Below are 23,402 nucleotides of genomic sequence, written 5' to 3'. Positions count from 1 at the left end.
GATTTTGGCAAAAGGCTTTCTTCCCTGAGGCGTCCGGTAGCAACGCCTCAGGGACAGGACGGTTCGCCGATACCGTTCGATAACCCTGTTACAAAAAGTTGCTGGCCTTCTGCCTGCCGGACGCAACGCTGCTTCAGGCGAGATCCCGGACCCTGGGTTCACGCGCCCAGTGCCGAATGGCACCCACGTCCATAAACCCTTCGACCGGCACGACGCCTTCGTCCGCCTCCACGCCCGCCTTGTCGAGGATCACCTGAGTGCCCTTGCAGTGGGCGATGGTCTTGCAGTGACCATAAGCATCCATGAACCACTGAACCGCAGCGCCCTGAATCGCCAGCTTCTCCGCCGCCTCGGGCATGAGGATCGAGGCGACGGCGTCGAACAGGACCGACGGCGAACCGGCAAGCTGCCCGTCCGCCTGCAGCGTGCCGCCCTTCAGTTTCAGCCCTCCGACTTTCGGAGCCACAAGGAAGGCGGTTCCACCGGCCGTTTCGATGTCGTTCCTGAGCTTGTCGATGGCGGTCTTGTCCGATCCTTCGTCGAAGAGAATGCCGATCTTGCGACCTTGCAGCGTGGCGAGCGCGTTCTTTTGGATTGAGAGCGCGTCGGAAGGCGCCATCTCGATCGGTTCGCGCGCGGCGGGGGCCTGCTTCGGCAGTTTCATAGCCAGCCCCTCCGCCACGCGCTCGGCCAGCGTCTCGTCGACGTTGCGCAGGCGCGAGACCACCCTTTCGCGCACGTGGGCGAGCGCGACTTTCGAGAGCTCGAACACGATGGCTGAGGCAACATGTGCCTGCTCGCTCTCCGTCTGCGAGCGATAGAACAGCCGGGCCTGGCTGTAATGGTCGGCGAAGAGTTCCGCGCGGATGCGCAGCTTGCTTTCGGGCTCATTGCGTTCGGCATTTTCGGTGAAGGTGGAAAAGCCGCTCTGTGGATCGGCGCGCGGACCGCCGCTCTCGCCTGCCTCGGCAAGGCTGTTCGGTTCGTAGTTGGCGCGGCCGGTGGGAACCAGCGTCTGCATCATCCCGTCACGCTGGAAGTTGTGGAACGGGCATTTGGGCGCATTGATCGGAATCTGGTGGAAGTTCGTCGTGCCGAGCCGCGACTTCTGGGTATCGAGATAGGAGAACAACCGGCCCTGCAAGAGCGGATCGTTGGTAAAATCGATCCCCGGCACGATATTGCTGGGCAGGAACGCCACTTGCTCGGTCTCGGCGAAGAAATTGTCGACATTGCGGTTGAGCGTCAGGCGGCCGACGATTTCGACCGGGATTTCTTCTTCCGGAACGAGCTTGGTGGCATCGAGCACGTCGTAGGGCTGCTTTTCGGCCCATTCCTCGTCGAAGACCTGCACGCCAAGATCCCAGGCCGGGAAATCACCAGCCGCGATCGCCTCGAACAAGTCGCGCCGGTGGAAGTCCGGATCGGCGCCCGCGATCTTCACGGCTTCGTCCCAGACCAGCGATTCCAGTCCCAGAACCGGCTTCCAGTGAAACTTGACGAACTTGCCTTCGCCGGAAGCGTTGACGAAGCGGAAGGTATGGACGCCGAAGCCCTGCATCATGCGAAGGGAGCGGGGGATGGCTCTGTCCGACATCGCCCACATGATCATGTGCATCGTCTCCGGCATCAGGGAGACGAAATCCCAGAACGTATCGTGCGCCGATGCGGCCTGGGGATAGCCGCGGTCGGCTTCCATCTTCACAGAATGGACGAGATCGGGAAATTTCATCGCATCCTGGATGAAGAAGACCGGGATATTGTTGCCAACGAGGTCCCAGTTGCCTGCATCGGTATAGAACTTGACGGCAAATCCGCGCACATCACGCGGCGTATCGACCGACCCGGCGCCGCCTGCCACCGTCGAAAAGCGCACGAAGACCGGGCAGCTTTCGCCTTTCTTCTGAAAGATCGATGCCTTGGTGAGTTCCGGAATGGCCTTGGTGCATTCGAACACGCCGTGCGCGCCCGAGCCGCGCGCATGGACAATGCGTTCGGGGATGCGCTCGTGGTCGAAGTGGAAGATCTTTTCGCGCAGGACGAAATCTTCCAGAAGGGTCGGCCCGCGCTCGCCTGCTCTGAGGCTGTTCTGGTTGTCGGAAATACGGTGACCGAAGTTATCGGTCAGAAAGTTTTCCGGGCCGGCGTCCTCAGACTTCACATCCTGATGGACTTCTCCGCCGTTACCGGTCTCGTTCTTGTGCGGGGCATTTCCCGATCCCGGTTGGTGTTGATCGAGAGAATTCGTCGCGGCAGGAGATACGGCGGGCGTTAGTGAGGTATCGCGGGTTGCCATGGACTGTCCTCGGGCTTTTGGTTTGCTGGATTCAACCGGCGCCAGGAACATGGGTTCCTGTTGTCCCCTCGCGAAGAATGCCGCTGCGCTCGGACGAAAACGGTTTGAGCCGAGCCGCTATCCGCGACTGGCAGCAACCCGGATAGGCCCAGCGCTTGGTCGGAACGCGTTTTCACCCTCTCCGGTTTTGAAGACCCGGTCCCTCTTCACCGGTACCGATGAAACCAATCCTGCCTTCCGGTTCGTGAATCGCCCAGGAAATCCGATCAACACGGGAAACCTTCGCGGGCCGCATTTCTCCGCCAGGTGCGGGGCGGTAGTGACTCGAACAATCTGCGCGCTATTGTCCGCGGCCTGCGATGAGATAGCGCCACACACCTATTGCGTTGATGGCGAGCAGGATCACGTTCTGCCAGCCGATCCCTTCACTGTCAGGATTGAGAAATCCCCAGGCGATCAGCGCGAGTGAACTGGAAACGAAGATCGCCATCGCCGCACCGGTCCATAGCCTGCCGAGGTTTAGCGAAACCAGCAGCGAGGCCAGCACGGCGGCGCTTGCACCATAATATTGCAGGACGTCTCTCACCCAGGCCATCTCCCGATGCCACTCGCCTTTGGATATCTCGGCATTCGTTCCCTGCGGAAACCAAATTCGCAGGCTCCATTTCGGAAAAATGATGATGCGGAGCGCTGTTCCCGGCAAATCCCGGCCAGCGGCAGGAACAAGCGACGATCGAAGTTGCAGGCGGCGAAGGAACCGGGAGGCGCATCGTGATTTGTTTCGCCGGACCCAACACCGACGCAGGGGGCATATGAGATCTTCGAAACGCGCCGAGCCGTCCCGAACCATTCTCGTGCAAAGCGATCGAGGGATGAAACCATGACTTTCGCCTTTGCCAAGCCGGAGCGGCAGCAGCATGAACTGGGCGCGGAGTTTACGGGGGACGGGACCCATTTCGCGATCTTTTCCGAACATGCCGAGGCCATGGAACTGTGCCTGTTCTCGCCGGACGGTGCGGAGGAACTGGCGCGGCTGGAAATGCCCAGCCGCGAAGGATCGATCTTCTCCGGATATGTTCCGGGCGCGAAGCCCGGCCAGCTCTACGGCTATCGCGCCCACGGCCGCTACGAACCGGAACAGGGCCACCGCTTCAATCCTAACAAGCTACTGCTCGACCCTTATGCGCGCGAGATCGCCGGTGCCTTGCAATGGGATGATGCGCTCTGGGGCTACGATCTTTCGACGGGGGACGACCTCACGTTCGACGGGCGCGATTCCGCACCGTTCATGGTCAAGGGCGTCGTGCAGGACCCGGCCTTCGACTGGGAGGGCGACAATTCCATCCGTCGGCCCTGGGGCGAGACGCTGATCTACGAAGCCCATGTGCGCGGGCTGACTATGAACCACCCGGACGTTCCCGAGGAGCTGCGCGGTACTTATGCCGGCATGGTCAGCCCTCCCATTCTCGATCATCTGCTGAAGCTCGGCGTCTCGGCGATCGAACTGCTGCCCTGCCAGTTCTTCCTCGACGACCGCATGTTGCTGGACAAGGGCCTGTCGAACTACTGGGGCTACCAGACGCTCGGCTATTTCGCGCCGGAGCCGCGCTATCTCGGTCCGATCCGGGGGAAAGCGCCCGCTATCCGCCAGTTCAAGGACATGGTGAAGCGCTTCCACCAGGCGGGCATCGAGGTCATCATGGACGTGGTCTACAACCACACCGCCGAAGGCTCCGAGCGCGGCCCGACCCTGTGCTTCCGCGGCCTCGACAATGCCAGCTACTATGCCCTCTCGCCCGAGAACCCGCGCTATAGCTTCGACCAGACCGGCACCGGCAATACGCTCAGCGTCGCGCATCCGATGGTCATTCGCATGGTGCTGGATTCCCTGCGCTATTGGGTCCAGGCCATGCATGTCGACGGGTTCCGTTTCGACCTTGCCTCGACGCTCGGGCGCGAGGCCATGGGCTTCGACCGGGAGGGCGGGTTCTTCGACGCGATCCGGCAGGACCCGATCCTCTCCGGGGTGAAACTGATTGCCGAACCTTGGGACGTGGGCAGCGGCGGCTATCAGGTTGGGGGCTTTCCTTATCCATTTCGCGAATGGAACGACAAGTTCCGCGACACCGCACGGGGCTTCTGGCGCGGCGATCCGGCGCTGGTAGGCGATCTGGCCAACCACCTGATAGGCTCGCCGGAGCAGTTCAACCACTCCGATCGCGGGGCGACTTCGTCGATCAATTTCCTTGCCGCGCATGACGGTTTCACGCTGCTCGACACGGTCTCCTACAACGACCGGCACAATGAGGCGAACGGTGAAGGGGGGGCCGACGGACACGATAACAATCTCTCCGACAACATGGGCGCAGAAGGCCCGACGGAGGACCAGCAAATTGCAGCGGCCCGCGCCCAGCGCCGCCGCGCGATGCTGGCGACCCTGCTGCTCAGCCAGGGCGTACCGATGATCCTCGCCGGGGACGAACTGGGCAACAGCCAAAAGGGCAACAACAACGTCTATTGCCAGGACAACGAGACTGCGTGGATCGACTGGGAAGCCAAGGACGAAGTGCTGGTGGACTTTTGCAAGCGCATGATCGCCTTCCGGCGTGACCATCCAGTGCTCGCGCAAGACAATTTCCTGAGCGGCGAGGCTGGCGAAGACGGCCGAGTGGAGATCGCATGGCACCAGCCCGACGGCCGGGAAATGGACGCCGAGCTATGGGGCCAGGCAGAGCTGCGTGTCCTGGGGTTCTTCCTGAGCTATTCCGCGCAGGAGGCTTTCGTCGAAGGCGAGCGGCCGCTGTTCATCGTGCTCAATGCCGGGGACGAAGTCACGTTCACTTTGCCCGAGCATAACGGCATCGTGCAGTGGCACCGGGTACTCGATACGGCGCGCGAGGATGCCTTTGGGCCTGAGGCGGTGGAGAACGGCTCGGCGATCGTTCCGGCCGCGAGCGTCTGCGTGTTTGCGCCGGAATGAGCGGCTCATCCCCTTTCGCCAAATCCCGGGTGACATCCTGGCCGAATTCCTGGGGCGCCGAGCCGCTGCAGGACGGACGCTGGCGCTTCGGCCTCTGGGCGCCGGAGGCCGAGACAGTTTCGGTGGCACTCGTCAACGGTCCTGCTGCGCTGGCAAGGGAGCCGAACGGCTGGTGGCGCGTCGAGGCCGCAGGCTTAGCGGGCGAGGCCTATCACTTCGTCGTCGATGGAACTGCCTATCCCGATCCCGCAGCGCGCGCGCAGCAGGGCGATGTTCATGGCCCTTCGCTGCTGGTCGATCCCGGTGCCTTCGAATGGCAAAGCGCTTGGAGCGGCCTGCAGTGGAGCGATGCGGTCGTCTACGAGTTGCATCTCGGCACTTTCACCGAGACAGGCACCTTTGCCGCCGCGGAGGAAGAACTGCCCCGCCTCCGATATCTAGGGATCACCCTGGTGGAACTTCTGCCGGTTGCCCAGTTCGATGGCCGGCGCGGCTGGGGCTATGACGGGGTACTGCCTTACGCTCCGCATAATGCCTATGGCACGCCGGACGATTTCCGGCGCTTCGTCGACAAGGCCCATGCGCTCGGCATGGGGGTGGTGCTGGACGTCGTCTATAACCACCTCGGCCCCTCGGGAAACTACCTTGCAGCCTGGAACCCGGCATTCTTCCATGCTGAACGGCGCTCGCCCTGGGGGCAGGGGATTGCCTACGAAATCGCCGCCGTGCGCGACTATTTCATCGAGAACGCGCTCTACTGGCTGAGCGAATATCGGCTGGACGGGCTGCGGCTCGATGCGGTCCATGCCATCGAGGACCATTCCGCCGTCCATTTCCTCGACGAACTGGGCGCGCGCGTGCGGGCCGAGGACTGGGGGCGCCCGGTCCACCTCATTACCGAGGACGAGCGCAACCTTGCGCGCTATTTCATCCCCGACGCCCCGTTCGACGCGACCTGGAACGACGACTGGCATCACGCCATACACTGCCTGCTGACTGGAGAGAACGAGGCCTATTACGCGCCGTTCGCCGTCGATCCGCTCGCCGATATCGAGACGGCCTTGCGTGACGGCTATGTCGAGCAGGGACAGGAACGTCGGGCCTCGCAGCATCTTCGCGGGGAACCTTCCGGCGCCCTGCCGCGCACCGCTTTCGTGAATTTTCTCGGCAACCACGACCAGATCGGCAACCGGGCGAGAGGCGAACGCCTGCACCAGCTTACCACGGATCGCACCGCGCTTCGCGTCGTCACCGCGCTGACCCTGCTGGCGCCCTTCGTGCCGATGCTGTTCATGGGCGACGAGTTCCTCTCCGATGCGCCGTTCCTGTTCTTCGCGGACTTCACCGGCGATCTCGCGGAAGCTGTCCGCAAGGGCCGCGCCGAAGAATTCGCACAGTTCGAGGCTTTCGGCGGCGACGTTCCCGATCCGATCTCGCCGGAGACGTTCCAGGCGTCGAGGATTGGCTGCCCGCTGCGCCAGGAACAGTTCGAGCACGCGCGCTTCGTTGGCAACCTCCTTGCCTTGCGGCGCGCCCATGTCATGCCACTGCTGGCCGCGAACGCCTCGCCGCGGGTCACGGTGAAGCGGGGAGGGGCGGCAATCGATGCGGTCTGGGACTTCGGAGAGGCCCGACTGGCGCTGCGCGCGCGGCTTGGCGAGGGAACATTCGAACCGCACCAGGATCCGCTCTTCGTCATTGCCGACGGGGCCAGCCAATTTGCCTTTTCCGCCGCTCTCCTTGCGGAGCTTCCTGCATGACCGGTTCTCCTTCTTTCGTCGCCACTTACCGTCTGCAACTCCGCAATGGCGTGGACCTCGATCAGGCGCGAGGCCTGCTACCCCGCCTGAGCGACCTCGGAGTGAGCCACCTCTACCTTTCGCCGCTCTTCCATGCGGCCTCGGGTTCGACCCATGGCTACGACGTCATCGACCCCAATGCCGTCGATCCCGTGCTTGGCGGGGAGGCGGCGTTCATCGCCCTCAGCGATGCGGCGCGCCATGCCGGGATCGGCCTGGTACTCGACATCGTGCCTAACCACATGGCGTTCACCCCGGAAAACCGTTTCCTTGCCGATATCCTGCGCCACGGTCGGAACAGCCGGTTCGCCCGCGTCTTCGATATCGACTGGGACAAGGGGCCGCTGCACTTCCCGGTACTGGACGGCACGGTCGCGGCCGTGCTCGAGAACGGGCAGATCGCGATGGCGGGCACTGCGCAGGACCCCGCTCTGGCGATTTATGCAGAGACCTATCCGCTGCGCGCGACACCGCTGGCTCGGCGGCTGGTGGAAGCAGAGGGACTCGACGCGGAGAGTCTGGCAGCACTGCTTTCCGAACAGTGGTGGTCCGTCGGGGACTGGCGCGAGACGGCGGATGCGATCACCCATCGCCGCTTCTTCAACATCACCAGCCTGATCGGCGTCCTTCAGGAAGACCCCGAGGTTTTCGATCTCACCCATCGCTGGATCGCGGCGCAAGTGGACGCCGGGCGTATCCAGGGTCTCAGGGTGGACCACATCGACGGGTTGGCGCGCCCCGGCGGCTATCTGAAGCGGCTGCGCGAAGCGGTGAAGACGGTGCCGGTCTGGGCCGAGAAGATCGTCAAGCAGGGCGAGGATACCCCCGAGAACTGGCCGATCGAGGGCATGACCGGCTACGAATTCATGACCCCGGTGACCCGGCTTCTGACGAGTCCTGACGGCCTTGCCGTCATGAGAAATGCCGCCGCCGGAGCGGTCCCCGAGCACATGCAGGCGGAAGTGCGAACGGTGCGCCAGCAATTGCTTGAAACCTCGCTCGCTCCCGAACTGCGCCGGGTGAAAGCCGCTGCATCGACCGCGCTGGGATCGGTTGCGGCCGAGGCGCGCAGCAGGCTTGCCGAAGCTGTCGCGGATCTGGCGGTGAACTGGCCGGTCTATCGTTCCTATGCAGCGGACGGCTATCCTCTGGGCCCCCGGTTCGAAGCGCTGCGCGCACCCGGCTTGCCGGGCGAACTGCTGGACCTCCTCCATGCCGCTGCTCGGGATACTGAAACGGACGGGGCAGCGCGCCTTTTCGCCAGCCGCTTCGAACAGCTGACCGGCGCCCTTACAGCCAAGTCCGAGGAGGACACCGTATTCTTCCGGATGACGGCCTATCTTCCTTTTTGCGAAGTCGGTGCCGAGCCGGATCTGACGGCAATGACGATCGGCGAATTTTCAACGCTCATGCAGGGGCGGGCGTCGCGGTGGCCGCTCGGCCTCGATACGCTGTCGACACATGATACCAAGCGCTCCGCCGACGCGCGGGCGGCAGTCATAGCGCTGGGTCATTTTCCGGACCTTGCCGAACGCCTGTTTGCGGCGGCGAAAGAAAGCGCGAAGAAACACGATCTTCCGCCGCGTTGGGGTCTCTATGTCCTGCAATCGGCGCTGATGCTACGCGGCGAGCCGTACGCGGCGGAGCGGCTGTGCGCCCACCTGTCGAAAGCGATGCGCGAGGCGAAGGACCTGTCGCAGCACGAGGCTCCGGACGAAGTCGCCGAAGGCCGACTTGCCGATCTCGGCCGGGAGCTGCTGGACGCTATCGTGGAGGGGGAGGGTGGTGCAGCGGACGAATGGAACCGGTTCCAAAAGCGCCGCGAACAGATCGTGCTCTCGCAGGTCATGCTTCAGCTGACGGCGCCGGGCATTCCCGACATCTATCAGGGCTGCGAATTCCTTGCCTCGCAGCTCACCGATCCGGACAATCGCCGGGCCGTGGATTTTGGCAGTCCTGATGAGAACAGAAGCGAATCTTCTGCGCTCTCGGCGCGCAAACGGAGCCTTACCCGCACGTTGCTGCATCTTCGGCGTGGCCATGCCGATCTCTTCACAAGGGGCAAATACACCCTCACGGAGGAAGACGACTGCTGGCGTGTCGTTCGCACGCTAGGCAGCAAGTCGATTGCAGTGAAAATGCCCCTGCCGCAGCGGAAGCTTCAAGAGGAATGGCAGGTGCGTATCTTCGAGTAACTGGTCCGTTTCGCGGTCATCGCCTGAGCAGCGCCTTTACCGCTTCGACCTCCGGCCCGACAACCCTGACGGCGCTTTCGAGCCGGGTCCGATCGAGCTGCAAACGTTCCGTCCAGTAAGCGACCTCGCGCTCGTCATGAAGCGAAATCCTGGAACAATCCAGCGGTACGGCTTCCGCCTTGTCATCCGGCATCGGCATGCTCCTTTTCATGTAGAACTAACGCGCGAGCGGATGTTCGCGATCCTGAAAAGTGCAATTCAGTCCTCATGCCGCAGTGCGCCCAGCACCAGGGCGCGGTAACTGCGCTCCCGGACGCCGCGAGGCTCGGCCAGTTCCATCCGTTCGAGTGCTTCGGTTTCCTCCGCGCTCGGTTCGGTGACGGCAAGTCCGCGCGCCATCAGCCCCGCCAGAGAAGTAGGCCGGTGCGCAGCTTGCGACAGGAACTGAAGCGCCGGCAGAAGCCGCTGCTCCACGGCGGTGAAGTCGGTGCCGAACGGATAGGGCGCGAACTCGGAGCCGGGCAGGGCCGATGTCAACCGATCTGGCAAATTGTGCCGATGGATTTCGTCCGGTTCCCAGTCTTCTGCGAGCTTGCCTGTCTCTCGCGCAGCCTCCATCAGCTCGTCCTGGAACCGGCTATCGGCGACGGCGACGAGGCGCTGGATCACCCGCTCGTCGCTCATTCCGCGCAAGTCCGCGATGCCGTATTCGGTCACTACGATATCGCGCAAATGGCGCGGGATCGTCTCGTGGCCATAGGACCACACGATGTTGGAGCACAGTTCGCCATCATGAAGGCGGGTTGCGGGCAGGGTGATGATCGAGCGGGCGTCTTCGAGTTCCAGCGCCTGAGCGACGAAATTGTACTGACCGCCGACGCCGCTGACCACGCGTCCGTCCTCCAGCCCGTCCGAGACGGTCGCGCCCAGCAGCGTCACCATCATCGCGCTGTTGACGAAACGGGCACCTACGCGGGCGGCGCGTTTGGCCTGTTCGTCGCCATAAAGGGCGTTGATCCAGGAAATCCCGCGCATATGGATGCGGCCTCGCGTCTCTTCATCCAACTCGCGCAAGGCAGCGTAGAAACTGCGAGGGCCGACGAAGAAACCGCCGTGCAGCACAGCCCCCTCGACTTCGCGCCTGAGGATTCCTGCCCGAAGCAGTTCGAGGAAACCGTCGACCAGCATTTCGGTCGGCGCGTAGAGGCCCTGTTCGAAAGGCGCGGTTTCGACAGCCGGGTGCGTACCGACCGTAACGTCTGCCAGAATGGAAGCAAAGCGCTCAGGCTCGCGGTGCCTGCGGATGAGGGCATCGGCCACGGCATCGCCGATCTCGCCGATGCCGATCTGCAACGAGCCGCCGTCGGGGACCAACGAGGCGACGTGCATGCCGATCGCATGCTGCGCCGGGCTGATCGGCTGCTTGGGCGGGCCGAATAGCGGAAAGTGGGTGTCCTCGCTGTCGAGGATCATCGCGAAACGGTCGGCAGTCAGTTCGGCGGGACCGGTCATGAATGGCAGTTCGTCGTTGACCTGGCCGACAAGCAGGAAATCGGCCTTCCCCGTGTCGCGGGCTGCCAGCAGGTCGAGCGTCATGTCGGTGTTGCAGCTCAGGCTGAAGCGGTCGCCCCGGCGCGCGACGATCTGGGCGATCACATTGACACCCTGGTCGATCAGGCAGCGCATGGCATGGGTGTAATTGACCGAGATGTAGCTGCGCTGCGCCGCTTCATTGCCAAGGCGGCTTCCGGCCTGGAAGAAGAATTCGTTGACTTCGATATTGGGCGGCATGTCTCCGGCGCGCTGGGCCGCGGCATAGGCGAACTCGGGGTAGCCGCCCATGGTCCGCTCGAACACGGGTTCGAGGAAACGCCGCTCCAGTTCGCTGCCGAGTGGAGGCCTCTCCAGGGTCAGCGCGGTGAAGATCGAGAGGCTGATGGCGGGATCGGCGCGGGCCATCTCGAAGAGGGCATTGGCGATATGCGGCGATTTTCCCAGCCCCAGCGGCAGGCCGAGAACGACCTTTCCGCCGGTATGTTCGACAATGCGCCGCGCGACCTCGTGTGGGTCGGATAGTGTGGTGCTCACCGCAGGGCGTCCCACCCCGTATCGGGCGCGAAGCGGGCGCCGTGCCGCTCTTCGAGCGCGTGAAGCGCGGTGACGACTTCCTCGATCCCGCGTCCCCTCGCGTAATGGATGGGGCCGCCCCTGAAAGGCGCAAAGCCGGTGCCGAAGATCATGGCCGCGTCAATCACGTCCGCATCGTCGCTGACCTTTTCGCGCAGCACGGCGACGGCCGTATTGACCATCGGCAGGATGAACCGGTCGGCCAGTTCCGGATATGGGGGCTCGGCCTTGGTTTTCACCGGCTTGCCGTCTTGCCAGGCGTAGATGCCCCTGCCGGTCTTGCGGCCCTTGTCGCCTGCCGCGACTTTATCGGAAAGCCACTGCGGCGCGTCCGGCAGGGGCCAGCCAAGCTCGCGCTTCAGCATTGCGGCCACGTCCAGCGCCACGTCGAGCCCGATTTGGTCAGCCAGTTCCAGCGGCCCCATCGGCATGCCGAAGTCGGTGGCGGCGCGGTCGATGGCTTCGGGAGCGAGGCCTTCGTCCATCAGGATCAGCGCTTCGGCCAGGTAGGGCGTCAGGATGCGATTGACGATGAAGCCCGGCGCGCTGCGGGCCGGGGCGGGCAGCTTGCCGATCCGCCCGACGAAAGCGCGCGCCGCCGTTTCCACGTCCGGCGCGAGTGCGTCGTGTGCAATCACTTCGACCAGATCGAGGCGCGAGACCGGGTTGAAGAAATGGATGCCGACAAGCCGTTCCGGCCGCGCCAGCCCCTCGCGCAGTTCCGGCAGCGGGATGGACGAAGTATTGGTCGCCAGAATCGCGCCGGGCTTCATGCGCGGCTCGGCTTCTGCATAGAGCTTGCGCTTGAGTTCGGCCTTTTCCGGCGCCGCCTCGATCACGAGATCGGCCTGCGCGATGCCGAGCCCGTCCGGATCGGGGATCAGCCGGTCAAGCGCGTCGCGCAGCTTCAGGCGGTCGCCGTGCGCGATCTTTTCGTAGAGCTTGGCGGCACGGCCGAGAGCGCCACCGATCGGCTCCGGCTTTACGTCGGAAAGGCTGGTTCGCAGGCCCTTCCACGCGCACCAGGCAGCGATATCGCCGCCCATTGCGCCCGCGCCGATGACGTGAACGTGCCGGATCGGCGATACCGCCTCTCCCGCGAGGTCCTTGAGCTTCTGGCGCAGAAAGAACACGCGGATAAGGTTCTGCGCGGTGTCCGTCAGCATGAGCCGCGCGAAGGAGGCGATTTCCGCGTGCTTCATCGCGTCGAGGTCGCCGCCGTGCTCCTCCCACAAGTCGATGAGGGCGTAAGGCGCCGGGTAATGCGCGGAGGGCGCCTGCTGCTCGGCTTCGGCGCGCATCTGGCGGGCGGCGATGCGGCGGGCGGGCGCGCTGTCCTTCGCCCGGTCGAGCAGGTTTTGCCGCGCCTGCGGGAGCGTACCTGCCACGGCCGCATCGACGGCCGCCTGGACATGGCGCTCGGGCACTACGGCATCGACCAGACCCATGGCCTTGGCCTGCCGGTCGTGAATCGTCTTGCCGGTGAGCATGAAACCCATCGCCTTGATCGGATCGCAAGTATGGGTGAAGCGGGCCGTGCCGCCGAGGCCCGGATGAAGGCCGATCTGCACCTCCGGAAAACCGAAACGCGTGCCTTCCACCGCTATGCGCTGGTGGCACGCGAGCGCGATCTCGAGACCGCCGCCCATGGCATAGCCATGCATGACGGCCACGGTCGGGATTGTCAGCGCCGCGAGCCGGTCCACCACGGCATGGGCCGCCGCGATGCGGCTGCGGATCGCGGCTTCGTCGGTCACGCCGCGAAATTCGGCTATATCTGCGCCCGCCAGGAAGCCTTCGCGCTTGGCGGAGCGGATGACGAGGGCCTTGGGCATGCGTTCGTCGAGTTGATCGAGGATCCGCGCGAATTCCTTCAGCACATCCTGAGACAGGGTGTTTGCGCTCGCGCCCTGCTTGTCGAGAACCGCCCAGGCGACGCCTTGCGCATCGCGGGTCAGCGTCCAGTGACGCAGCGCTTCCGACTTGTGCGGCGGAGGGCCGAGGGTGAGGTCGCGGTCCTTCAGATAGGCCCATACCGGGTCCTGCATGGTCATGCGCCTGCTCCCATTCGTTCGATCAGCATGGCACCGCCCTGGCCGCCACCAATGCATTCGGTGGCAATGCCGCGCGCGCTGCCGAGGCGCTCCATCGCCTGAACCAGATGAAGCGCGATGCGCGCACCGCTGGCGCCGACCGGATGACCCAGCGAAATCGCCCCGCCATCGACATTGATGCGCTCGCGCGGGATGCTGCCCGCCGCGCCGTCGAGGCCGAGGACACCCCGGCAGAAGCCTTCGTCCTCCCAGGCGGCCAGACAGGCGAGAACTTGCGCGGCGAAGGCCTCGTTGAGTTCCCAGAGGTCGATGTCGCTCAGTTCAAGCCCGGCGCGCTTCAGCAGCGGCGTCGATGCCAGCACCGGGCCGAGGCCCATGATCGCCGGATCGAGCGCCGACCATTGGCTGTCGACGATCCGCGCGCGGGGCGTCAGGCCGTATTTCCCGAGCGCTTCCTCGGACGCCAGGATCGTCCAGCAGGCGCCGTCGGTGATCTGCGAACTGTTGCCCGCCGTCACTTTGCCGTAGGGCGGCTCGAAGGCAGGGCGCAGCTTGGCCAGCTTGTCCGCAGCGCTGTCGGGCCGGACGCCGTCGTCATGATCGTAGACCGTGCCGTCGCGGGCGAAGGCGGGTACGAGTTCGCCCTTGAGCCAACCCTCGGCCTGTGCGCGTGCGAGCCGCTTGTGGCTTTCCACCGCATAGGCGTCGGCCTGCTCGCGCGAGATATCGAAAAGATGGGCGAGCACTTCGGCGGTCTGGCCCATGCCGAGATCGGTGATCGGATCGGTCAGACCGCGTTCGAGGCCGACGATGGGCTTCAGGAACTCGGGCCGAAACCGCGCCGCCGCTTTCAGCTTGCCGAGCGGACCGTCCTTGCCGCCCTGCATCGCCGCCAGCCATTCCACCGCGTCCTGCCGCAGCACCAGTGGTGCGTGGCTGAGCGCTTCGGCCCCGCCCGCAAGGATCAGGTCGCTGCCGCCGTCGGCAATGTAGCGATAGGCGGTGTCCATCGCCTGCATCCCCGATCCGCAGTTGATCTGGACGGTGAAGGCGGTGGTCTGCGTCCCGCAGCCGAGCCGCAGCGCGGCAACGCGTGCCGGGTTGGCCTCGTCGGCGATGACGTTGACGCAGCCGAGGATCACCTGATCGATATCGCCCGCTGCAAAAGGCTGGCGAAGCAGAAGCGGGCGTCCGCACTGCACGGCAAGATCGACCGGCGTGAACGGACCGGGACCGCCGCGCGCCTTGAGAAACGGCGTGCGCGCGCCGTCGACGATATAGACCGCGCGGCTCATTCGGCGGCCTCGTGCAGCAGTCTCTCAGACTGACCGGGGGAAGGGCGGACCAGATCCTCGGGCGCGAAGTCGTCGACGGCGATGACCTCGGCAACGGCAGCGTCGGCTTCCCGCAGCCTTTCGCGCTCACTGGCGGAAATCAGTCCCGCCGCCTGCGCCTTGTCGGCATCGCGGATACGGGCCTGTTTCATGCGGTCGTGGATCGGCTGGGTGGCGACGGTCTTGCGGAAGGCTTCGGTCAGCCGCGCGACGGCTTCGTCCTCACCGCCGATATAGACGTTCTCGACCAGGCGGTCGCGCGCCGGGCAGGGTTCGAGCAGGATTTCGGCGCAGCGGCGCACGGTGCGGTCGGAGGGGCCATGGCGGCGGCGCCCCCAGGGCATAACGAAGAGCCGCAGCATCCAGCCGACCGGGCGGGCCGGGAAGTTCTCGATGATCTGCGCGAAGCTCTGCTCGATGCTCGCGAAACCGCCCTGCATGCACCAGTCGAGCAGCGGCAGATCGTCGTCCTGTCGGCCCTCGTCTTCCCAGTGCTTGAGCGCGCCCGAGAGCATGTAGAGTTCGGACAATACGTCGCCCAGCCTTGCCGAGAGCAGCTCGCGCCGCTTGAGTTCGCCGCCCAGCGTCAGGAAGGCGATGTCCGAGCAGAAGGCGAAGGCGGCGGCGTAACGGCTCATCTGGCGGTAGTAGCGCGTCGCCTTTCCGGCCCTCGGCGCCGGGGCGAAGACGCCGCCGCTCCAGCTCCGCACGAAAGCGCGGATCGCGGTCTTGAGCGCGTGACCGACATGCTTCCATAGCACCCGGTCGAACTGCGCCAGCGCACGCCCGCGATCGGCATCGCCCACCGCGCGAATCTCGTCGAGCAGATAGGGATGGGCGCGGATCGCGCCCTGGCCGAAGACCATCAGGCTGCGGGTCAGGATATTCGCGCCCTCAACGGTGATGCCGACCGGCACGGCGCGGTACTGGCTGCCCATGTAGTTGCGCGGCCCCTCGATGATCGCCTTGCCGCCGTGGACGTCCATCGCATCGTTGATGACGACGCGCATCCGCTCGGTCGCATGGAGCTTCAGGATCGAGGAAATCACGGCGGGATGGTTGCCCTGATCGAGCCCGGCGCAAGTAAGCCGCCGCGCGCCGTCGAGTAGATAGGCATTCCCTGCGATCCGGGCGAGTCGTTCCTGGATCCCCTCGAACTTGCCGATCGGAAGGTTGAACTGCGAGCGGAGCCTCGCATAGGCGCCGGTCGTATGCGCCGCAAAAGCGCCCGCCGCCGCCGAAAGGGAGGGCAGCGAGATGCCGCGCCCTGCGGCCAACGCGCTCATCAGCATCTTCCAGCCCTGACCCACACGTTCTGGTCCGCCGATCACGTTTTCGAGCGGAACGAACACGTCCTTGCCCTGGTTGGGTCCGTTCTGGAAGGTCTGCATCGAGGGGATATGACGGCGCCCGATGCTGACGCCGGGTAGGTCGGTCGGCACCAGCGCGACGGTGATGCCGATCTCGTCCTCTCCGCCGAGCAGATGATCGGGGTCGCGCAGTTTGAAGGCAAGGCCGAGGATCGTCGCTACCGGGCCGAGAGTGATATAGCGCTTGTGCCAGTTGAGGCGGATTCCGAGCACTTCTTCGCCCTGCCACTCGCCCCGGCAGACGACGCCTTCATCGACCATCGCCGCGGCGTCCGATCCGGCTTCCGGACTGGTGAGGCCGAAGGCGGGGATTTCGCGCCCGTCAGCCAGGCGAGGCAGCCAGTACTCCTGCTGCTCCGGGGTGCCGAAGCGTAGGATCAGTTCGCCCGGTCCCAGCGAGTTTGGAACCATGGCGGTAACCGCGCCGGAGACCGAGCGCGTCGCGATCTTGCGGACGATCTCGCTATGGGCGAAATTGGAAAAGCCGAGGCCGCCGTGCTCTTTCGGAATGATGATGCCGAAGAACTTTTCGCGCTTGAGGAAATCCCAGGCCTCGGGCGGCAGATCGTGGGTTTCCCAGGTCATGCGCCAGTCGTCGATCATCGCGCAGAGCCTCTCGGCGGGTCCGGCCATGAAAGCCTGTTCCTCTGCCGTCAGCGTAGCAGGCGGTACGGCGAGCAGGGCTTCCCAGTCTGGATTGCCGGTGAAGAGCGCGGCGTCCCACCAGGTGTTTCCGGCCTCGATCGCCTCGTTTTCGGTGGCGGACAGCGCGGGCAGGGCGGACTGCACCAGCGAGAGTACAGGCCGCGTCAACAATTCGCGGCGAGCGCCGGTAACGGCAGCAGTGACAGGCGACATTTTCAGGCTCCTTCTCCAGCCACTTCAACGCGCAGCGAGCGGAGATGATCCATCGCAATGCGGGCCCCGCCTCCAAAGGTTGCGCCCGGCACCCTGACAGACCGTGAACAGGGCGCTCGATTGCCGAGCCCCGCCAACCTTCCGGCGTAATCTTTTGGCGCTGTTCAACCCGGCCTCGTTTGGTCAGCGCAATCTCGTATATGGGCGCCGAAACGCAGGACTTTCATCCAGGGGAGGAATTGACGCTAGATGGAGCTTGGCGTTCGATCGAGGCGACTTGGCACGTCGTTCCCAGAAACATAGCGAAAATCTGGATCGTTCAGGATCCGGCCGGAACCGCCTTTCTGACCGGTTACGGGAGGGCCGCTTTTCAAGACCAGCTGGAACGCAACAGTCGCCCCTCGAGGCTGAGGCGGGAAAACGAATAAATTGCAGTATTATCCAGACCAATCATCCAAGCCTGATCATTTGCATTTGCCTTGCGTGTCGTGAATATCGATTTGCGGCAAGAGCCTCGACTAACGTCTATCAAATGGCGGCATCAAGCGGCGGCAAGGAACTCGTCTGGCACTGCTGCCTGGGCGGCCGCCGGGCCGCGCAATTCAGACTGAACGAGAAGTTCCTTCCTACGTACTTCAATCTGCTTTTGCAGCTCAATAAGGTCGAGGCCGGATTTTCGGCTCGATGCAAACAGTCCCCCCGACAGGCTTTCCTGGTCATGGATGTGGAGGCCGATTTGCCGGGAAAGCGCCGCAACCATGGACGTGAAGGCGATATCTCTAGCCAAAGCTGCTTTAATATCGCGCACCATCATTTTCGCTGACTCGTGGTCTTCATTTCCGTCGAAACATGAATGGAACATCTCTTCTTCTATCTGTAGATGAACTTCTGTTTCACTGCAAATCTCTTGCGCCAATTCCTTCCTGCGCAACGCAGATTTCGCGTGTTCGAATTGCCGAAATAGATCTTTCATCTTACGATGTTCTGCTTTCAACAGGGCGATGGCATCGGTAAACACGTCCGTCATGGCATCCTTCTTGTTCGCATGTTTCGCACTAAGCGAACGGCTCAGGAACTCGTTCCCAGCGGTGCACGAACTAGAATCGCGACTGGACGGCTTGCCGCAAACTATCGCTTCTTCCGAAGCATTCATCGATCCATCCCAAGGTGGGCATGACGCCAGGATAGCGCAAATTCTCCCGTGACTGAAGGCAGTTAGGGCGACAATGGCAACAACTCGCGGCTAGGAAGCCGGCAATGTAGATTTCTGCTTCGATGATGCCGCCCGGCTTGTTCATGAACCCAGCACGGTCTTCAACCAGCGACGAGCCGAGAACCGCCCTGCGCTCAGATGCCGCCCCGGTGGTGTCCGCCCGCTGATCGTCTGCCCCGTCTTTGGCCAAACCAACGCATGTGGTTCCCAATTGACCTAGCCGCTAGACGACGCAGCGATATAGGCGCGCCATCCACCATGGGGAGCGAGATCGTGCCCATCGCCGATCGCAGCCGAACGATTATGTCGCGCAGATACCATCATTTCGGCTGATTGCGACACCACCGTGACCTGGAATGGGCACTCAGGGCGCATCCCGGCGTTACAGGCTGCGTCAATCGAAAGTTTTCGCCGTAGCGGGAGGTTTGTGCAATGAGCATGATCGTAAACGGATTGACGGCTGAAGTTCCATCTGACTCACGCGTCTCCCTATTGGATTTTCTGCGCGACGGCCTCCATCTCCACGGTACAAAGAAGGGCTGCGATCAAGGCGCGTGCGGAGCCTGCACTGTCCTGGCGGACGGAGAGCGCATCCTGTCGTGCCTGGCACTGGCGGTTCAGTACGATGGACGTTGCCTCACCACGATAGAGGGCGTCGGCACGGCCACTGAACTGCACCCGCTGCAGCAGGCCTTCATCGAACATGATGGCTTCCAGTGCGGCTATTGTACGCCCGGACAGATTTGCTCGGCGATCGGCATGGCAGACGAAATCGGCCGCGGCGTGCCGAGCCACGCCACCGTTGATCTCGACCTGACCGCAATTGCGCTATGCCGTGAGGAAATACGCGAAAGGATGAGCGGCAACCTTTGCCGCTGCGGCGCGCACAACGGGATTGTCGAAGCCATCGCTGCAACGTTCGTGGCTGCGCTTGAGCCGGAGATAGCAGAATGACTCCGCTTCGCTATTCCCGTGCCCTCGACGCACAGGATGCCGTGGTTCAGGCTCAGGCCGGTGCGAGGTTTCTTGGCGGCGGCACCAATCTGGTCGATCTGATGCGTGAGACGATCGAGCGCACGGAAGCATTGGTTGATGTCTCAGGCCTTGCAACTGAAATCGAGGAAACCCGTAACGGCGGCATGCTCATCGGTGCCGCGACACGCAACACTGCCGTTGCGGCGAATCCAGTCGTGCGAACGCGCTACCCCGCTCTCGCCCGCGCGATCCTCTCTGGCGCCAGCGCCCAGATCCGAAACATGGCGACAACGGGCGGAAATTTGCTTCAGCGCACCCGCTGCAGCTATTTTTACGATGAGTCGGGTGCCCGATGCAACAAGCGACACCCAGGACAGAGCTGCGATGCATTGGACGGCTTCAATCGCAACCATGCGATCCTCGGCGCCTCGAGCGCGTGCGTAGCGGTGCACCCTTCGGACATGGCCGTGGCACTTGCCGCGCTCGATGCAGTCGTTCACACGCGCACTTCGCAAGGAGAGCGACACATAGCGCTTGCGGATCTGCATCGCCTGCCCGGCGATCGCCCCGATATCGAGACGATGCTTGAACCGGGCGAGCTGATCACCGCAGTCGAGCTGCCGCCTGCATTGCCCCGTTCGACCTATCGCAAGGTACGCGACCGTTCGAGCTACGCTTTCGCCCTGATATCCGTGGCCTGCGCGGTAGATGTCGAACGCGGCCGGGTCCGAGATGTGCGTCTTGCACTCGGAGGGGTTGCTCACCGTCCCTGGCGTGCGCGCCGTGCAGAGGACATCCTGCGCGGAGGCGCTGCCGACCGGGCTGGGTTCGTGGCTGCCGCAAATGCCGAACTGGCCGAGGCTCGTGCGCTCAAGGACAACGGCTTCAAGATCGAACTGGCACGCCGCACGATCGTCGCGGTGCTCGAGGAATTGACGGGAGAACGGCCATGAGCATCGCCAAAGATGCTAAGGGTCTCATCCAGGGCGCCGCGCAGGGGCTGATGGCCAAGGCAGTCGCGCTGGCGCCCGACGCCTGGGTGCCTGGGGGCGTACCAGATCCGCTGATCGGCCGACAGCATGGCCATGTCGGCCGCGCGGTATCCCGGATCGACGGACCGCTGAAAGTCTCGGGCAAGGCCCGGTTTGCCGCCGAGTTTTCCATGGAGCGCCTGGTGTTCGCGGCCATTGTCTTCAGTACCATCGCCAAGGGGCGCATCGTCACTCTGGATACGGCGCGTGCGCGGACGGCTCAGGGCGTGGTCGAAGTGATGACACACCATAATGCCCCCCGCATATCACCGCCGCCCGTGTTCATGTCGAACCCCAAGGCAGCGGGCGGAGACAATCTGCCGGTGATGCAGGACGACCGGATCCACTGGAACGGTCAGCCGGTAGCCGTGGTGCTCGCGGAAACGCAGGAACAGGCCAACCACGCTGCGTCCCTGATCGAAGCGGCATACGAGACCGAACCGGCTATTACCGCGTTCGACGAAGCTCGTTCCCATGCCAGGCCTGCGGAATTCATGGGTGAACCGCTGCATGACGAGAAAGGAAAGGCCGAGACCGCCTTGCACGCTTCTGCCGTCCGCATAGATGCCACATACCGAACCCCGCGCCATAATCATAACGCCATCGAACTGCACGCCGTGACGGTGGCATGGCAGGACGAAATCCTTCGCGTTCATGATGCCTCCCAGCTGGTCAGCCATACAGCTTGGTCGCTTGGTCAGATCTTCGGCATCCCGGAAGACAAGGTTCTCGTTACCTCGCCTTATGTCGGTGGCGGCTTCGGCGGTAAGTGCATGTGGCAGCACCATGTCCTGGCTGCCGCGGCAGCGAAACTTTGCGGACGCCCCGTAAGGCTAGTCCTCTCGCGCGAAGGTGTCTATCGGCTGGTCGGAGGCCGTTCGTTTACCGAGCAGCAGGTGAGCCTGGGCGCGGATGCGGATGGCAGGCTGAAGGCCCTGATCCATCGCGGCCTGACGGCGAAGACCCCCTCGAACGTGATGCCGGAGCCATTCATTCTCGCGTCTCGCAGTGCTTATGCCGCCGAAGCGATCGAACTCGATGTGCATAGCGTCGAGTTGGACCTGCTGGCCAATACCTTCATGCGCGCACCGGGTGAATCCGTGGGAACCTTCGCCCTGGAGTCCGCAATGGACGAATTGGCCGAAGCAGTGGATCTCGATCCCATCGAACTGCGCATCCGTAACGAGCCCGATGTCGATCCGCTGAGCGGGTTGCCGTTCTCCTCGCGCCGGATCGTCGATGCCTGGCGCGCGGGCGCAGAAGCGTTCGGGTGGTCGCGGCGCAGTCCGACACCTGGCAGCAGGCGGGAGGGCGAGTGGCTGGTCGGTATGGGCTGCGCTACGGGCACTTACCCCTATTATCGCATGCCGGGAGGTGCGGCGCGCCTGACCCTATCGCCGACCGGCGCCAGCGTCGGAATTGCTGCTCATGAAATGGGTATGGGCACGGCTACCGCGCAAGTGCAGGTTACCGCCGAACGCCTCGGCCTGCCGATCGAAGCGGTGGAGTTTCATTACGGGGACTCCAGGCTTCCCGGCACGGTGCTTGCCGGTGGATCGCAGCAGACCGCCTCCATCGGCGCAGCGGTAATCGCCGCGCATCACCTGCTTATCAAAGAACTGCTTGATATCGTCGGCAACGATTCTCCTCTGGCTGGCATCAAACCCAACGATGTTGCATGCCGTGATGCAGGCCTGTGCGTCCGGGACGACCCGGAACGACACGAGACTTATGCTTCCATCCTTGCCCGCGCCGGACGGGATTTCATCGAGGTTGTAGGCGAAGGTCCGCCACCACTAGAACTCATGCACTGGTCGATGCACAGCCATGCCGCGATGTTCTGCGAAGTGCAGGTGAATGCAGTGACCGGCGAACCAAGGGTCACACGCTTCCTCGGATCGTTCGACTGCGGGCGCATCCTGAACCCCAAGACCGCCGCAAGCCAGTTCCGTGGCGGTATCATCATGGGCCTTGGTCTTGCGCTCATGGAGGAAACCCTGGTTGATGAGCGAAGTGGCCGGGTGATGAACCCAAGCCTTTCCGAATATCATGTGCCTGTTCACATGGACGTGCCCGAGATCGACGTGATCTGGACCGACATTGCCGATCCGCACACGCCGATGGGCGCCCGGGGCATCGGCGAGATCGGCATTACCGGCACGGCGGCCGCGGTCGCAAATGCCGTCTATAACGCTACGGGAAAACGGGTGCGCGATCTTCCGATTACGCTCGACAAGTTGCTCTGAAATTCCCGCATCTCCGCGCGATTGCGGGCTCTAGGCGATGCCCGCTCCGCCGGTAACGCCGTAGACTTCGCCGGTGATGTAGCTGCCTTCCTGCGAGGCGAGCAGGACATAGACCGGTGCAATCTCCACGGGCTGGCCGGGGCGGCCGAAGCGGCTGTGCTCGCCGAAATGGGCAACTTTCTCCTGCGGCTGCCCGCCACTGGCCTGAAGCACCGTCCAGAACGGCCCCGGCGCCACCACGTTCGCGCGAATGCCTTTCTCCATCAGCTGCTTGGCGAGCGCCTTGGTATAGGCGACGATGCCCGCCTTGGTCGTGGCATAGTCGAGCAGGATATCCGAAGGTTCGTAAGCCTGCACCGATGCCGTGGTGATGACCGAGGCGCCCACCGGCAGGTGCGGCACCGCCGCCTGGGTGATCCAGTGCATTGCATAGAGGTTAGTTTTGAGCGTCTTGTCGAAATCCTCGGACGAGACTTCGCTCACATTCTCCCGGAATTGCTGGCGCCCCGCATTGATGACCAGGATATCGAGACCGCCAAGCCCCTTTACCGCGTCCTCGACCAGTTGGCGGCTCCAGCTTTCTTCGCTCACGTCTCCGGGCAATGCCACCGCATTGCGCCCCGCCGCCTCGATCAGGGCGATGACTTCGCGCGCATCCTCTTCCTCGCTCGGCAGATAGGCGATGGCAACGTCCGCGCCCTCGCGGGCATAGGCGATCGCAGCGGCGCGCCCGATGCCGGAATCGCCCCCGGTGACGAGTGCCTTGCGCCCCTCGAGCTTGCCCGCACCGACATAGCTTTCCTCGCCGTGATCGGGCCTTGGCTCCAGCTTGCCGACAATGCCGGGGCGGGGCTGAGGCTGCTCAGGGAAGGGGGGCTTGGGGTACTGGCTGCGGGGATCCTGCATCGTGAGGCGGTCGGCCAT

At 63.8% G+C, this 23,402-nt stretch carries 15 protein-coding genes; 6 read left to right on the top strand and 9 right to left on the bottom strand.

Annotated features, from left to right (window positions below; translation table 11 throughout):
- Nucleotides 1-133: 133 nt before the first annotated feature.
- Nucleotides 134-2,296, bottom strand: a complete 2,163-nt coding sequence (locus ACZ1II_RS15495) for a catalase (RefSeq protein WP_465147246.1) — start codon at nt 2,294-2,296, stop codon at nt 134-136.
- Between the two features lie 340 nt (nt 2,297-2,636).
- Nucleotides 2,637-2,891: a hypothetical protein gene (locus ACZ1II_RS15490; protein ID WP_465147245.1), complete on the bottom strand. Its 255-nt coding sequence runs from the start codon at nt 2,889-2,891 to the stop codon at nt 2,637-2,639.
- A 285-nt stretch (nt 2,892-3,176) separates the two neighbouring features.
- Between ACZ1II_RS15490 and glgX the strand changes: the two genes are divergently transcribed.
- The 3 genes from glgX to treY are packed head-to-tail and all read left to right on the top strand — an operon-like array spanning nt 3,177 to nt 9,270.
- Entirely contained in the window at nt 3,177-5,276 is a 2,100-nt protein-coding gene (gene glgX, locus ACZ1II_RS15485; RefSeq protein ID WP_465147244.1) for a glycogen debranching protein GlgX, read from the top strand.
- A 29-nt stretch (nt 5,277-5,305) separates the two neighbouring features.
- Complete coding sequence (treZ, locus tag ACZ1II_RS15480; RefSeq protein ID WP_465147243.1) at nt 5,306-7,036, top strand: malto-oligosyltrehalose trehalohydrolase; 1,731 nt, start codon at nt 5,306-5,308, stop codon at nt 7,034-7,036.
- The gene (treY, locus tag ACZ1II_RS15475) at nt 7,033-9,270 is read left to right on the top strand and encodes a malto-oligosyltrehalose synthase (protein ID WP_465147242.1); all 2,238 of its coding nucleotides are present in this window, start codon (nt 7,033-7,035) and stop codon (nt 9,268-9,270) included. Before treZ ends, treY begins: the two co-directional genes overlap by 4 nt.
- Nucleotides 9,271-9,286: 16 nt before the next feature.
- On the opposite strand, the gene ACZ1II_RS15470 is transcribed toward treY, so the two are convergent.
- The 6 genes from ACZ1II_RS15470 to ACZ1II_RS15445 form a co-directional block, all read right to left on the bottom strand.
- Nucleotides 9,287-9,463: a DUF3606 domain-containing protein gene (locus ACZ1II_RS15470; RefSeq protein ID WP_465147241.1), complete on the bottom strand. Its 177-nt coding sequence runs from the start codon at nt 9,461-9,463 to the stop codon at nt 9,287-9,289.
- A gap of 65 nt (nt 9,464-9,528) precedes the next feature.
- Nucleotides 9,529-11,358, bottom strand: a complete 1,830-nt coding sequence (locus ACZ1II_RS15465; RefSeq protein WP_465147240.1) for an acetyl-CoA hydrolase/transferase C-terminal domain-containing protein — start codon at nt 11,356-11,358, stop codon at nt 9,529-9,531.
- Nucleotides 11,355-13,451, bottom strand: a complete 2,097-nt coding sequence (locus ACZ1II_RS15460; protein ID WP_465147239.1) for a 3-hydroxyacyl-CoA dehydrogenase NAD-binding domain-containing protein — start codon at nt 13,449-13,451, stop codon at nt 11,355-11,357. Before ACZ1II_RS15460 ends, ACZ1II_RS15465 begins: the two co-directional genes overlap by 4 nt.
- Nucleotides 13,448-14,746 carry an acetyl-CoA C-acetyltransferase gene (locus tag ACZ1II_RS15455; RefSeq protein ID WP_465147238.1) on the bottom strand — a complete coding sequence of 433 codons (1,299 nt, stop codon included), beginning with the start codon at nt 14,744-14,746 and terminating at the stop codon, nt 13,448-13,450. Before ACZ1II_RS15455 ends, ACZ1II_RS15460 begins: the two co-directional genes overlap by 4 nt.
- Nucleotides 14,743-17,013 (bottom strand): acyl-CoA dehydrogenase, encoded by a 2,271-nt coding sequence (locus ACZ1II_RS15450; protein ID WP_465147237.1) that lies wholly within the window; start codon nt 17,011-17,013, stop codon nt 14,743-14,745. Before ACZ1II_RS15450 ends, ACZ1II_RS15455 begins: the two co-directional genes overlap by 4 nt.
- Nucleotides 17,014-17,554: 541 nt before the next feature.
- Nucleotides 17,555-18,166 carry a hemerythrin domain-containing protein gene (locus tag ACZ1II_RS15445; RefSeq protein ID WP_465147236.1) on the bottom strand — a complete coding sequence of 204 codons (612 nt, stop codon included), beginning with the start codon at nt 18,164-18,166 and terminating at the stop codon, nt 17,555-17,557.
- 492 nt (nt 18,167-18,658) lie between these two features.
- On the opposite strand from ACZ1II_RS15445, the gene ACZ1II_RS15440 reads away from it, so the two are divergent.
- The 3 genes from ACZ1II_RS15440 to ACZ1II_RS15430 are packed head-to-tail and all read left to right on the top strand — an operon-like array spanning nt 18,659 to nt 22,478.
- Nucleotides 18,659-19,180, top strand: coding sequence for a 2Fe-2S iron-sulfur cluster-binding protein (locus ACZ1II_RS15440; RefSeq protein ID WP_465147235.1), 522 nt, complete (start codon nt 18,659-18,661; stop codon nt 19,178-19,180).
- On the top strand, nt 19,177-20,154 hold the full coding sequence (locus tag ACZ1II_RS15435; RefSeq protein WP_465147234.1) for an FAD binding domain-containing protein: 978 nt from the start codon (nt 19,177-19,179) through the stop codon (nt 20,152-20,154). Before ACZ1II_RS15440 ends, ACZ1II_RS15435 begins: the two co-directional genes overlap by 4 nt.
- The gene (locus ACZ1II_RS15430; RefSeq protein ID WP_465147233.1) at nt 20,151-22,478 is read left to right on the top strand and encodes a xanthine dehydrogenase family protein molybdopterin-binding subunit; all 2,328 of its coding nucleotides are present in this window, start codon (nt 20,151-20,153) and stop codon (nt 22,476-22,478) included. The genes ACZ1II_RS15435 and ACZ1II_RS15430 overlap by 4 nt, the downstream gene beginning before the upstream one ends.
- Nucleotides 22,479-22,508: 30 nt before the next feature.
- Here the strand turns inward: ACZ1II_RS15430 and ACZ1II_RS15425 are convergent, their stop codons facing one another.
- Nucleotides 22,509-23,402 (bottom strand): SDR family oxidoreductase, encoded by an 894-nt coding sequence (locus ACZ1II_RS15425; protein ID WP_465147232.1) that lies wholly within the window; start codon nt 23,400-23,402, stop codon nt 22,509-22,511.

The sequence above is a fragment of the Novosphingobium sp. BL-S-20 genome (assembly GCF_055521635.1).
The sequence above is the reverse complement of the archived record's forward strand: the minus strand, read 5'-3'. Positions and strand labels throughout refer to the sequence as shown.